Below are 13,392 nucleotides of genomic sequence, written 5' to 3'. Positions count from 1 at the left end.
CAGGATGTTCAAACGTTCCGAACAGGACAAACGACCGTCGGTGCAAATCTTCGTCGACGGCGTTGCCGTCGCGGCGCGGCAGGGCGACACCGTCTCCGCGGCGCTGCTGGCCTCGAGCTGCGATGCACGCCGTTCGACCGCGGTGAGCGGCGCGCCGCGCTTGCCCTATTGCATGATGGGCGTGTGCTTCGATTGCCTCGTCACCATCGACGGCGTCGGCAACCGACAGGGTTGCCTGGTGCCGGTCACCGAGGGCATGCAGATCGAGATTCAGAAGGGCAAGCGGGAGATCGGGAAATGACTGTGGCTCCCAAGCGCGAAGAATACGACGTCGTGGTGATCGGGGCGGGGCCTGCCGGCCTCGCCGCTGCCGCGACGTCCGCCGAAGCTGGCCTGTCGACGTTGCTGCTTGACGAGAATGTCGGGCCCGGCGGCCAGGTGTTCCGCGCCATCGGCTCGACACCGGTGACCGAGCGCGATCAGCTCGGCGCTGACTATTGGGTGGGCGCCGATCTCGTGCGGGCGCTACGCGCAGGCAACGCCGAGGTCATCCAGCGCGCAACGGTCTGGAGCCTCGACCGCAATCTCGACATCGCCGTCTCGGTCGGCGGCGCGTCCGCGTTCGTCAAGGCCAGGCGCGTGATCCTCGCGACCGGCGCACTGGAGCGGCCTTTCCCGATTTCGGGCTGGACGCTGCCGGGCGTGATGACCGCGGGCGCCGCGCAGACGATGTTGAAATCATCGGCCCTGGTGCCGGATGGCCGTACAGTCATCGCGGGGCAGGGGCCGTTGCTCTGGCTGCTCGCCGCGCAGATATTGCGTCTCGGCGGCCGCATCGATCGTATTCTCGACACCACCGCGCGCGGAAACTATTTCGCGGCTCTCCCCCACGCCTTTGCCTTCCTGACCTCGCCTTATTTCGCCAAGGGCCTCTCGATGATGCGCGAGGTGAAGGCGAAGGTGCAGGTCGTCTCAGGAGTCAGCGAGCTTGCGGCCTCTGGTGACGGCCAGCTCGCGAACGTGAGCTATGTCGCCGGCGGCAAGCGCGAAACCGTCCTTGCGGATCTCTTGTTGCTGCACCAGGGCGTCGTGCCCAACGTCAATCTGGCGATGGCGGCCGGAATCGAGCATCGCTGGGATGATCTGCAATTGTGCTGGTCTCCGGTGCTCGATGCCAGCGGCAATTCGTCGGTCGCCGGCATTGCGATTGCCGGCGACGGCGCCGGCATCGGCGGTGCGAGTGCAGCCGTGGTGCGCGGCCGCATCGCGGCCTGCGCGGCGGTGGAGGCGTTGGCGCCTGCGGCTGCCACAAAACTTGCGCCGATGGCGAGCCTCCGCGCCGATCTCGCCAAGGCCGAACGTGGTCGCGTTTTCCTCGACACGCTGTTCCGTCCGGCGCCGCAGTTTCGCATTCCCGCAGGCGACACCATCGTCTGTCGCTGCGAGGAGGTCACGGCAAAGGATATTCTCGACGCCGTCGCGATCGGCGCGACCGGGCCGAACCAGCTCAAGGCCTATCGCCGCACCGGCATGGGGCCGTGCCAGGGCCGGCTCTGCGGCCTCACCGTCACCGAGCTGATGGCGCAGGCGCGGGGCAAGACCCCGCAGGAGATCGGCTATTACCGGCTGCGCGCGCCGGTCAAGCCGATCACGCTCGCCGAGCTTGCCGCGGTTCCGAAGAGCGAAGACGACATCAAGGCGGTGGTGCGCGGATGACGAAAAACGTGGATGCGATCGTCGTGGGCGGCGGCATCCACGGGTGCTCGACTGCGCTGCATCTGTGTCTCGCCGGCCTGAAACCGGTGCTGATCGAGAAGGACTATGCTGGCCGCCACGCCTCCGGCGTCAACGCCGGTGGCGTGCGCCAGCTGGCGCGGCACATCCCCGAAATCCCGCTTTCGATCCGCTCGATGGGAATCTGGGAGAAGATCACCGATCTCCTCGACGACGATTGCAGCTTTGAGAGCTATGGCCAGGTCCTCGTCGCCGAGAACGAGGAGGAACTCGCGGTCTGCCGTGCACGTGTGGCCGAGCTCAACGTGCTCGGCTTCACCCACGAGGAGCTGATCGATGCGGCCGAGTTGCGGCGCCTCGTGCCTGCAGTCGCCGAGAGCTGTCCCGGCGGCGTGGTCTCGCGCCGCGACGGTGCGGCCAATCCTGCGCAGGCGACGACGGCGTTCCGGCGCAAGGCCGGGCAGCTCGGTGCGACCGTTCGCGAGGGCATTGCCGCCACGAACATCCGGCACACCGATGGTCTCTGGCATGTCGATGTCGGCGCCGAGAGCTTTGCCGCGCCGGTGCTCGTCAATGCCGCCGGCGCCTGGGCCGGGACCATTGCAGCCGCGCTCGGTGAGCCCGTTCCGGTCGAGACCGTGGCGCCGATGCTGATGATCACCTCGCGCGTGCCGCATTTCATCGATCCAGTCGTGATCCTGCGCGGCCGCAAGCTCTCCTTCAAGCAATTCAAGAACGGCACGGTGCTGATCGGCGGCGGCCATCTGGCAACGCCCTATCAGGATCGAAACGAGACGGTGCTGGACTGGAAGAGCCTCGCGACCAGCGCCCGCACCGTGTTCGAGCTGTTCCCGGTCATGCGCAGCGCGACGATCGTCCGCGCCTGGGCCGGCATCGAGGCCAAGACCAAGGACGATCTGCCCGTGTTTGGACCGAGCAGCCGGCACAAGGGCCTCTATCACCAGTTCGGTTTCTCGCTGCACGGTTTCCAGCTCGGCCCCGGCGCGGGCGCCGTCATGGCGGAGCTGATCGTCAACGGCGGCACCCAGACCCGCATCGGCGAACTCGGCATCGACCGTTTCTATTCCCCCACGCTCTAGCAAAAGAGGACATCATGAGCATTACCCGCAGCATCCGCACGCCCATCATGCACCGCGCCGTCGAAGCCAACGGCTTCGTCTTCATTGGCGGCACCATCGCCGACGACACCTCGGTGTCGATGGGCGAGCAGACCCGCAACATCCTCGGCAAGATCGCCGGCTATCTGAAGGAAGCGGGTACCGACAAGTCGCGCGTCGTGAGCACCTCGATCTTCGTCACGGACCTTTCCAAGAAGAAGGAGATGGACGCGGTCTGGACTGAGTTCTTCGGCGACAATCTGCCGACCCGCGCCACCGTCGGTGTCGCCGATCTCGGCGGCAGCGCGCTGATCGAGGTCGTGGTCACCGCGCTCAAGGGCTGATCGCGCAGGCCAGCGGGGCACGTCAGCGCTCCGCGCGCCGCCCTCCCTGCGAGCCTCGCCTTGATCTCGCCCTTCGATGAGATTAGTTAGAGAGCTCCTCAAACAGGATATTCGAGAGCCATGGATTTTACCCCGACCGCAAAGCCGACCTGCCTTGCTCACGGGGAATTCCATGCCTGCTTCCATCATCCTGTCCAACCTGTCGCTGTCCACACCTGACGGCCGCTGTCTTTTCTCCAATATCGATCTGACGTTCCGAGCCGAGCGGACCGGCCTCGTCGGTCGCAACGGCGTCGGGAAGACGACGCTGCTTGCGTCGATTTCGCGAGAGCACATTCCTCCGTCGGGGCGCGTTGCCATCAACGGAACAGTTGGTCTGCTACGCCAGAACGTCCAGCCGCTTGCGGGCGCGAAGGTGATCGACCTGTTCGGTGCGCGAGCCGCGCTCGATCTTCTTCGCCGTGCCGAGCGCGGAGACGCCTCGGCCGAGGAGGTTTCCGAGGTCGATTGGACCCTCGAAACACGGCTTACGTCCGCCCTTGCGCGTGTCGGGTTCGACGTCGCTCCGGAGATCGAGCTCGACCGCCTGTCGGGCGGGCAGGTCACGCGGGTTCGTCTCGCCGCGCTGATCTTTGCGGAGCCGGACTTCCTGCTGCTCGACGAGCCCACCAACAATCTCGATCGGGAGGGAGGCAAGGCGGTGATCGATTTCCTTGCCTCCTGGCGCGGTGGGGCGATTGTCGTCAGCCACGATCGGAGCCTGCTCGAAACCATGGATGCGATCGTCGAGCTGACGTCGCTCGGAGCCGCGCGATACGGCGGCAATTGGAGCAGTTATTGCGAGCAGAAAGCCCTTGCGCTTGCGGCTGTCAGGCACGACCTCGCGCATGCCCAGAGGCGCCTGTCCGAGATCGACGGGAAAGCGCAGGAGGCCGCGGAGAGGAAAGCGCGCAAAGACAGCGGGGGCAAGAAGAAGCGCGCCAAGGGCGACATGCCGCGCATCCTGGCCGGCGCGCGCAAGGACCGTAGTGAAGACACCGGCGGCAAGAACGCGCAGATCGCCGAGCGGCGGCGCGCGGATGCGCTCGAGGCCGTCGATACGGCGCGCCGACGCATCGAGATTCTTCAGCCGCTGTCGGTGAAATTGCCCTCGACCCGGCTGCCGACGGGCAGGGAGGTGGTTTGGCTCGATCGCGTCAGCGCCGGCTATGGGCCGGATAGGGAAGTCTTGCGCGATCTATCGCTCGCGATCGTCGGTCCGGAGCGCGTGGCAATCGTCGGGCCCAACGGCTCAGGCAAGACGACGCTGCTGAAACTCGTCGCCGGCGAGTTGCATCAGCTCTCCGGCACCGTGCGGGTCAGGCCGGATCTTGCGCTGTTCGATCAGAAGGTCAGTCTGCTCGATCCCGCGATCTCCATCCTGGACAATTTTGGGCGCTTCCATCCGAAGGCGGGTGCAAATGAATGCCATGCCGCGCTGGCCCGGTTCATGTTTCGCGCCGATGCCGCCTTGCAGATCGTTGGACATTTGAGCGGCGGGCAGATGTTTCGCGCCGGCCTTGCCTGCGTGCTGGGCGGTGCGACGCCGCCGTCCCTGCTGATCCTCGACGAGCCGACTAATCATCTCGACATTGAATCCATCGAAGCCGTGGAAGCAGGTCTGAGGGCCTATGACGGCGCGCTGCTCGTCGTCAGTCATGACGAGGCGTTCTTGCAGGCGATCGGGATCACGCGCAGGGTCGAACTGGCCGGCTAAATCGGTTGCCCATCGTTGATTAACAAAAACCCGACGCCCTGCCCCCAGCGCGTCGGGTGGAAAAAGATGAGTATCAATCCGTGATCCCAACGCAGCAGTTGTGACTCGCGTTGCGCCAATTTACCACTCCGGGAAACTACCGCGTTGGAACCGGACGCCGCCAAACCTGCGTCCGGCCTAGGAGGCGGCGCTGCCGCCCGGTTCAAGCGCCTCACCCATCTCCAGCGGATGGGCCATGGCCTCGTGCAGCGCGTCGCGGTCGAGCTCGCCTTCGGAGATGCTGATGACGACGCAGGCGACGCCGTTACCGATCAGATTGGTCAGCGCGCGGCACTCGCTCATGAACTTGTCGATGCCGACCAGGATCGCGATCGACTGGATCGGGATGTCGGGCACGATCGAGAGCGTTGCCGCGAGCGTGATGAAGCCCGCCCCGGTCACGCCCGAGGCGCCCTTCGAGGTGATCATGGCGATGCCGAGAATGCCGAGCTCCTGCCAGATGGTCAGATGGGTATTGGTCGCCTGCGCCAGGAACAGCGTCGCCAGCGTCATGTAGATGTTGGTGCCGTCGAGGTTGAAGCTGTAACCGGTCGGAATGACGAGGCCGACCACCGAACGCGAGGCGCCGAGATGCTCCATCTTCTGGATCATCTGCGGCAGCACAGTCTCCGACGACGAGGTGCCGAGCACGATCAGGAGCTCGTCCTTGATGTAGGCGATGAAGCGCAGGATCGAGAAGCCGGCGAGCCTTGCGATCGCCCCCAGCACGACCAGCACGAACAGCATGCTGGTGAGATAGAACGTGCCGATCAGGGCGGCGAGGTTGAGCAGCGAACCAAGGCCGTAGGCGCCGACGGTGAACGCCATCGCGCCGAACGCCCCGATCGGAGCGACGCGCACGATGATGCGGATGATGCCGAAGAACATCTTTGCGGCCTTGTCGATCGCCTCGGCGATGGGCTCGCCGGCCTTGCCGAGAAAGGCGATGGCGAAGCCCGACAGGATCGAGATCAGCAGCACCTGCAACAGATCGCCACGTGCGATGGCGCCCAGATAGCTGTCGGGGATGATCGCCAGCAGATGGGCGACGATGCCTTCTTCCTTGGCCTTGGTGACGTAGGTCGCCACCGATTTCGGGTCGATCGTGGCGGGATCGATGTTGAAGCCGTGTCCGGGCTGGAGCACCTCGCCGACCAGAAGGCCGATCGCGAGCGCGACGGTCGAGACCGTCTCGAAATAAATCAGCGACTTCAGCCCGACCCGGCCAACGCGCTTGAGGTCGCCCATCGAGGAGATGCCGTGCACCACCGTGCAGAAGATCACCGGCGCGATCATCATCTTGATCAGCGCGATGAAGCCGTCGCCGAGCGGCTTCAGGGCCTTGCCGAGATCGGGATAGAAATAGCCGATCAGCACCCCGAGCGCGATCGCGATCAGCACCTGGATGTAGAGGATCTTGTACCAGGGCTGGTGCCGGCGGTGGATGGCTGGCTGGATCGCAATCTGTGTCATAGAATAGGCCCCGGAACGTATTGATCTTGTTTGATTTGCATCATGTGATGGCCGCCGCAGAAGCGACAATCACATTTTTGTCTGTTCGCACGAAGATCGGTCGCTGCACCGCAACTGGGGGGAACATGCCGATTGCAACGGGCTCCGAACAGCGAGCGCAAGGCTATTTTCCGCGTTGGACTCTGAAGTCCTCCGGCGTGATCATGCCCGAGGAGCGGCTGCCGCTTGGCCAGACCGTCGTCTCCGGTCTCCAGCATTGCGTCGCAATGTCGGGCTCGACGATCATCGCGCCGCTGCTGATGGGGTTCGATCCCAATGTTGCGGTGCTGTTTTCCGGCATCGGCACGCTGATCTTCTTTGTCATGGTCGCGGGACGCGTGCCGAGCTATCTCGGATCGAGCTTCGCGTTCATCGCGGTGGTCATCGCCGCCACCGGCTATGCCGGGCACGGGCCGAACCCGAACCTGTCAGTTGCGCTTGGCGGCATCGTCGGGGCCGGCGTCCTCTACGGCGTGATCGCGCTGATCGTGATGTGGTCCGGGGTTGGCTGGGTCGAGAGGCTGTTGCCGCCGGCCGTCACCGGCGCTGTGGTCGCCGCGATCGGTCTCAACCTCGCGCCCGTGGCGGTCAAGGCCGTGAGCGCCAATGCGTTCGACACAGCAATCGGGCTCGCGACAGTTCTGATTGTTGGCGTGGTTGCCGTGGGCGCACCGGGCCTGTGGCGCCGCCTGCCGATCATGCTCGGCGCGATTGGCGGTTATCTCTTGTACCTGCTGTTCGCGAACGGCCTCGGCTTCGGCAAGCCGATTGACTTCACCCCGCTTGCGGCTGCGCCGTGGATCGGCCTGCCGAGTTTTACCACGCCGACCTTCCAGACCGATGCGATCGTCCTAATTGCGCCGGTTGCGATCATTCTCGTCGCCGAGAACCTCGGTCACATCAAGGCCGTCGGCGCCATGACGGGCCGGAGCCTCGATGACTATCTCGGCCGCGCCTTGCTCGCCGACAGCCTCGCGACCATCGTGGCGGCCTGCGGCGGCGCACCGGGGTTACCACCTATGCCGAAAACATCGGCGTCATGGCGGCCACGAAGGTCTATTCGACCTTGCTGTTTGCCTTCGCGGCGGTGGTGTCGATCGTGCTCGGCTTCTCGCCGAAATTCGGCGCGCTGATCTTGTCGATCCCGGGTCTTGTCATCGGTGGGCTCTCGATCGTGCTGTTCGGATTGATCGCCGCGATGGCCGGCCGGATCTGGGTCGAGAACAAGGTCGACTTCTCAAGTCCGGCAAACCTGATCACCGTGGCGGTCGCGCTCACCGCAGGCGCCGGCGACCTCACGCTCAAATTCGGCGCCTTCACGATCGGCGGGATCGGCACCGCAACCTTTGGCGCCATCATCCTGTACCAGATCCTGACTTCGCCATTCACGCGCCGCGTCGAATGAATCGCAGCGATGCGCTGAGGGATGGAACAAAAAGCCGGTTCCGTCGCTGATCAGGGCATCCCGGAGAGGACCCATGCCACAAACCGATCGCTCGACCTCGTTTCACTCGCGTCTTGTCGGCCAGTACGCGCTGGTGACCGGCGCCTCCCAAGGCATCGGCCGCGCCGTCGCCATCCGGCTTGCCCAGGAAGGCGCGACCGTCGCCATCAACTATTTCGGTCACGCTGAAGGGGCTGAGGAGACACTCGCGCTCGCGCGGACGGCATCGGGTGATCGCGGCCACGGCAGGCTCGATCACATCATCGTCAAGGCCGATGTCGGCAATGAACAAGACGTCGCCGCGATGTTCGAGACGATTCTGGCGCGCTGGAAGCGCCTCGACTGCCTCGTCAACAATGCCGGCTTCCAGCGGGAATCGCCGAGCGAAGCGCTCGACATCGACACCTACCGCCGCATCATCGACGTCAATCTCAACGGCGCCGTGTTCTGCGCCCAGAAGGCGCTCGCGCATTTCGTCGCGCGCGGCGCAGGCGGCAGCATCATCAACTGCTCGAGTGTGCACCAGATCATCCCAAAACCTGGCTATCTGGCTTATTCGATCAGCAAGGGCGGCATGGCCAATCTGACGCGCACGCTGGCACTGGAATTCGCCGGCCGTGGCATTCGCGTCAATGCGGTGGGTCCCGGCGCGATCGACACGCCGATCAACGCGGCCTGGACCGGCGATCCGGAAAAGCGGGGAGTGGTCACCAGCCACATTCCGCTGGGCCGTGTCGGCACACCGGAAGAGATCGCCGCCGTGTTCGCCTTCCTCGCGTCGGACGATGCCAGTTACATTACCGGGCAGACCATCTACGCTTGCGGAGGCCTGACGCTGTTTCCTGAGTTTCGGGACAACTGGGCGAGCTAGCAAAGATCACGAGCGTCCTTGCAGTTCTCGCGGTCTGCCTGCGGCGCCGACGCTCATCGTCGAGACTTTTCGCGATGCAATCCAGCAACAGTCGGAAAAAAGCGGGCTGTCGGCGTCGCACGCGCGAGCGAACTCAACCGAACGGTTGATGTCCCGTCCGTGGCCCTGTCCCACAGTTGCGGCAGCTTGGATCAGTGGAGAGCGAGAAGATGCCGGTCAGTTGTCCGCAACCGGGAGCGACTGATCGGGGTAGCTTGCACCGCTCGTCGCCCCGCATTGACCGCAACGCTCCTCGCATGATCACGGCGTTGGTCAACCTGGCGGTTCTCACGGCTATGGCCTTGTTCCTCGGAATGTCTCCGGCCGCCGCCCAGTGCTATTCCAATGGAAGCTCTTTCGTGGGCACCTGCTCGGCCCAAGGGACTCCCGGCTCCAACGGGATCGCAGTCGGCGATAATACCCGAGCCGACCAGCTATCCACCGCCTTTGGCGACCACGCAATTGCGCTTAACGACAGTGCGACCGCGGTGGGCCATGACGCGGTGGCCAACGACTTCGGCGTGTCGATGGGCACAAATGCCGCGAAATCAACGGTTAACCAGGGCATCACCAGCATCGGTACCAACTCCAACAGCACGGCGGCCGGCGCCGGCAGGTGGAGTACGGCAATTGGCGCGGGTGGCGACCCCGGCAGCGCTCCCAGTTCGCTCGGAAACTACAGCGTCGCGATCGGGGGTGGCGACGGTAGTTTTCTCGGAACGGGCGCAACGTCGGGCGGATTTGGGTCGGTTGCGATCGGCCTCAGCAGTTCCTCAGGGGGCGCTTCATCCACAGCCATCGGGAACGCCGCGAACGCCAGCAACACCAACTCGACTGCGTTGGGCAGCGCGGTGACCGCAAGCGGCGGCAATTCCTTCGCGGCCGGCAATAACTCCCACGCCACTGGGGCAAGCGCTGTCGCGATCGGCGACGGCGCTACCGCCGGCACGGGCGCCAATGCGATTGCCATCGGCACCGGTGCAGTTTCAACCGGATCGATTGCCGTCGGCGCTGATTCGGCGGCGGCGCTCGGCAACACCGCCGTTGGCGATGGGGCAAAGGCAAGTGCCGCCGCCGGCAGTTCCGCATTCGGCAACGGTGCTGTTGCGTCGGCATCCAATGCCACCGCAATCGGCGCTGGCAGCAACGCTACCGCTGCCGGCGCGGCGGCCTATGGACAGGGCAGCACTGCGTCTGCCGCGAGCGCAACGGCAATCGGTTCTGGCGCCACCGCGGGATTCTCGAACTCCACCGCCATCGGCTCCGGCGCGACAGCAACGGCTGTCAACCAGGTCGCGATCGGGACCGCCAGCAACACCTATCGCATGGCCGGCGTCGCGTCGGCGGCCAGCCTTGCGGCACAGAGTGGACCGGTGTCCTTCGTGACGACCGATGCGGCCGGCCATCTGGCAACGTCGAGCTTCAACCCGGCGAACATCGCCTCACTGCAGTCGCAGGTGACCTCCTTGCAGTCGCAAGTGATGGACAACCGGCTCGAAGCCCGCAGCGGGACCGCGGTCGCGCTCGCGGCCGGCTCGATGCCGGCGCTGCAACAGGGGCGCAAGTTCGCGCTCTCGGCCGGCTACGGCAATTTCGAGGGCGCCAACGCATTTGCGGTCGGTGCAACGGCACTGCTCTATGACGGCAAGAGCTATGCTATTATCGCCAATGCCGGCGGCGGCATCGGACTCGAGCGCAGCGTTGCAGGCGGACGTGGTGCTGTCTCGATCCAGTGGTAGGAAGAACCCGTTCGTCATGACGCTGCGTTGGTTGAGCGCGGGCCTTGGTCTTCCGATTGCCGGTCTTTTGATCCTGGGGGCAGTGACGACCTCTGCGCAGCAGACGCCGCCGCAGCCCCACCAGACGCCGCCGTCGCAGCAGCAGGCGGCCAAACCCGCCAATATCGACCGCAACGGCGTGCTGATGCTGATCCGCTCGACGCTGCTTGCGCTCGACCGTGCCAACAAGACCGGGAACTACACCGTGCTGCGCGATCTCGGTGCGCCCGGCTTCCAGATCAACACCGCCGCAAAGCTTGCGGAGATCTTTGCCAAGCAGCGTGGCGACAAGCTCGATCTCTCCGGCCTTGCCGTGATCGATCCGCAATTGTCGCTGCTGCCGCAGATCGAGCCGAACGGGCTCCTGCACATGGCAGGATTTTTCCCGTCGGTGCCGTCGCAGGTGAATTTCGAACTGATGTTCGCGCCCGTCGAAGGACAATGGCGTGTGTTCGGCGTGTCATTGTCGGTGGGGCAGTCCGCACCGGTGGCGCCCGCCGCTCCTGAAGCTGGGCCTGGCAAGGCGGTCGTCTCACGGAAGCAATCCGCCCCGCCTAAGCCGGGCGCGCCTGCGAAACAGCCTCTGGTCTCGACTCAATGAGGGACGAGGTGCGGATGCCGAATCTGTTGTTCGACATGTCGGAGAGCCGGCCGTGATATCCGAAGCCGCTCTGCTTTCAGAGCTGATCGGCCTGATTTACGACGCCGCGCTCGATCCCGCCTTGTGGCCGCGCGCCCTCGAACAGGCCTGCCTGTTTGTCGGCGGGTCCTCCGGCGCCCTGTTCTGGCATGACGCGGCCACCGAACAAACCGCAGTGCTGCACCTCTTCAATGAGGAGCCGGACTACACAAAGCTCTATCTCGAGAAATATCTCGCCTTGAACCCATGCTTTCCAGCGGCCACTTTCTGCGAGGCTGGTCTCGTCTATGCATCAACCGACTTCGTCCCCTTCGAGGAGATGGTGGCGACGCGCTTCTACGAAGAGTGGATGAAGCCGCAGGGCATGATCGATGCGCTCGGGTCGAATCTGGAGAAGGGCGCAACCTATTCATCGATCGTCAGTGTCCGGATGCATGAGAAAGACGGTCTCGCCGACGCTGACGCCCGCAGCCGGTTTGCGCTGATCGTGCCGCACTTCCAGCGCGCGGTCTCGATTGGCCGGCTGTTCGATCAGAACAGGGCGACACAGGCGGTGTTGACCCAGACGCTTGACAGCGTCACGGCCGCCGTCTTTCTGGTTGGTCCCAACGGACGTCTCGCCTTCACCAACGCGCCCGGACGCGCGATGCTGGACGAGGCTGCGCTGCTCACGGAAAGAAACGGAACGTTGTTCGCTGTTGCCCTCGACGCTCAGCGCGCGTTGCGCGAAGCGCTTGTCGCCGCGCAGAACGGCAACATGCCGACAGACAGCGGCGGCTCGATTCCGCTCGGGACCTCGCAAGGCCGCTGGTTTGCCAACGTGCTGCCGTTGACCTCGGGGGACCGGCGGCGTACCGGCGCGCTGTATTCCGCGGTTGCCGCGGTGTTCGTGCGCAAGGCCTCGCCGGCAAGCCCGCCGCCGCTGGAGGCGCTTGCAAAACTCTACAGGCTCACCGCAAGCGAGGTCCGCCTGATCGACGCCGTCATGAGGGTGAGCGGGATCAAGGCGCTGGCCGAGTTGCTCGGGCTGACGCAGGCGACCGTCAAGACACACCTCCACAACGTCTTCCGCAAGACCGGTACGGCGCGGCAGAGCGAGCTCGTGAAGCTGATTGCGGGATTCGACCGGTCCGAACAGCGGTGATCTGGCAAAACCCGCCTGCGCGGACTACATCTGCGTCATGGCAAATGATCCTCTGGCAAATGATCCGCTGGCAAATCATCCGCTCCAGGATTTCGTCGGCCGGCACGAACGTCTGTTCGTACTGACCGGCGCCGGCTGCAGCACCAATTCTGGCATTCCCGATTATCGCGACAGTCACGGCAACTGGAAGCGGACCCAGCCGGTGAACTTCCAGGCTTTCATGTCGGAAGAGCATACGCGTCGGCGCTATTGGGCGCGCAGCCTGATCGGCTGGCGGCGGTTCGGCCAGGCGAGGCCGAACGATGCGCATCACGCGCTCGCCCGGCTCGAGGCGAGCGGGCGTTGCGGAATGCTGCTGACCCAGAACGTCGACCGGCTGCATCAATCCGCCGGCCACCGCCAGGTGATCGACCTGCACGGCCGGCTCGATCTGGTCCGCTGCATGGGTTGCGGCCAAAAGACGCCGCGGAGCGAATTCCAAGAGATGCTCGGCCGCGCCAATGCGGAATGGTTGACGCTCGATGCCGCCGATGCCCCCGACGGCGATGCGGACCTGGAGCATGCGGATTTTTCGTCGTTCAAGGTGCCTCTTTGCGAAACTTGCGGCGGCATCCTCAAGCCCGATGTCGTGTTCTTCGGCGAGAACGTCCCGCGCGACGTGGTCGCTACCGCGCAGGATCATCTGGCGCAGGCCGACGCCATGCTCATCGTCGGCTCGTCACTGATGGTGTATTCCGGCTTCCGCTTCGTGCAGGCTGCCGCGCAACGGCAAATCCCGATCGCTGCGGTCAATCTCGGACGCACCCGCGCCGATGATCTCCTTACGCTGAAGGTCGAGGAGCGCTGCGAAGCCGCGCTTGCATTCCTGCTCTGATCGCGCGGGCTGCGAACACGCCTTGCCTATTGCATGGGTGCCAAGCAGAATAGCTGGACGCAGTATGTTCCTGCCATCCATGGCATGGAAATTGCTGCG

General features: G+C 64.7%; 11 protein-coding genes and 1 pseudogene. 11 read left to right on the top strand and 1 reads right to left on the bottom strand.

The features are described from left to right. The first annotated feature begins 4 nt into the window (after positions 1-4). The 5 genes from IVB41_RS13500 (at position 5) to IVB41_RS13480 (ending at position 4,952) form a co-directional block, all read left to right on the top strand. On the top strand, positions 5-301 hold the full coding sequence (locus tag IVB41_RS13500; RefSeq protein ID WP_247431801.1) for a (2Fe-2S)-binding protein: 297 nt from the start codon (positions 5-7) through the stop codon (positions 299-301). Then, positions 298-1,716, top strand: a complete 1,419-nt coding sequence (locus tag IVB41_RS13495) for an NAD(P)/FAD-dependent oxidoreductase (protein ID WP_247431798.1) — start codon at positions 298-300, stop codon at positions 1,714-1,716. The genes IVB41_RS13500 and IVB41_RS13495 overlap by 4 nt, the downstream gene beginning before the upstream one ends. Next, the gene (locus IVB41_RS13490) at positions 1,713-2,834 is read left to right on the top strand and encodes an FAD-binding oxidoreductase (RefSeq protein ID WP_247358232.1); all 1,122 of its coding nucleotides are present in this window, start codon (positions 1,713-1,715) and stop codon (positions 2,832-2,834) included. The genes IVB41_RS13495 and IVB41_RS13490 overlap by 4 nt, the downstream gene beginning before the upstream one ends. A gap of 14 nt (positions 2,835-2,848) precedes the next feature. Then, complete coding sequence (locus IVB41_RS13485) at positions 2,849-3,196, top strand: RidA family protein (RefSeq protein WP_007596366.1); 348 nt, start codon at positions 2,849-2,851, stop codon at positions 3,194-3,196. A 172-nt stretch (positions 3,197-3,368) separates the two neighbouring features. Continuing rightward, positions 3,369-4,952 (top strand): ABC-F family ATP-binding cassette domain-containing protein, encoded by a 1,584-nt coding sequence (locus tag IVB41_RS13480; protein WP_247431795.1) that lies wholly within the window; start codon positions 3,369-3,371, stop codon positions 4,950-4,952. A gap of 177 nt (positions 4,953-5,129) precedes the next feature. On the opposite strand, the gene IVB41_RS13475 is transcribed toward IVB41_RS13480, so the two are convergent. Beyond that, entirely contained in the window at positions 5,130-6,464 is a 1,335-nt protein-coding gene (locus IVB41_RS13475; RefSeq protein WP_027570306.1) for a dicarboxylate/amino acid:cation symporter, read from the bottom strand. Between the two features lie 125 nt (positions 6,465-6,589). On the opposite strand from IVB41_RS13475, the pseudogene IVB41_RS13470 reads away from it, so the two are divergent. The 6 genes and pseudogenes from IVB41_RS13470 (at position 6,590) to IVB41_RS13445 (ending at position 13,293) form a co-directional block, all read left to right on the top strand. Beyond that, positions 6,590-7,908 (top strand): annotated as a pseudogene (locus IVB41_RS13470) (solute carrier family 23 protein). Between the two features lie 73 nt (positions 7,909-7,981). Next, positions 7,982-8,818: an SDR family oxidoreductase gene (locus IVB41_RS13465; protein WP_247431792.1), complete on the top strand. Its 837-nt coding sequence runs from the start codon at positions 7,982-7,984 to the stop codon at positions 8,816-8,818. A 398-nt stretch (positions 8,819-9,216) separates the two neighbouring features. Next, entirely contained in the window at positions 9,217-10,596 is a 1,380-nt protein-coding gene (locus tag IVB41_RS13460) for a hypothetical protein (protein ID WP_247431789.1), read from the top strand. 16 nt (positions 10,597-10,612) lie between these two features. Continuing rightward, complete coding sequence (locus IVB41_RS13455; RefSeq protein ID WP_247431786.1) at positions 10,613-11,236, top strand: hypothetical protein; 624 nt, start codon at positions 10,613-10,615, stop codon at positions 11,234-11,236. Between the two features lie 52 nt (positions 11,237-11,288). After that, complete coding sequence (locus tag IVB41_RS13450; RefSeq protein WP_247431783.1) at positions 11,289-12,419, top strand: LuxR family transcriptional regulator; 1,131 nt, start codon at positions 11,289-11,291, stop codon at positions 12,417-12,419. 37 nt (positions 12,420-12,456) lie between these two features. After that, positions 12,457-13,293 (top strand): NAD-dependent protein deacetylase, encoded by an 837-nt coding sequence (locus IVB41_RS13445; RefSeq protein WP_247431780.1) that lies wholly within the window; start codon positions 12,457-12,459, stop codon positions 13,291-13,293. The last annotated feature ends 99 nt before the right edge of the window (positions 13,294-13,392 follow it).

It is taken from the genome of Bradyrhizobium sp. 44, from assembly GCF_023073095.1.
In the GTDB taxonomy this organism is placed as follows: domain Bacteria; phylum Pseudomonadota; class Alphaproteobacteria; order Rhizobiales; family Xanthobacteraceae; genus Bradyrhizobium.
The sequence above is the reverse complement of the archived record's forward strand: the minus strand, read 5'-3'. Positions and strand labels throughout refer to the sequence as shown.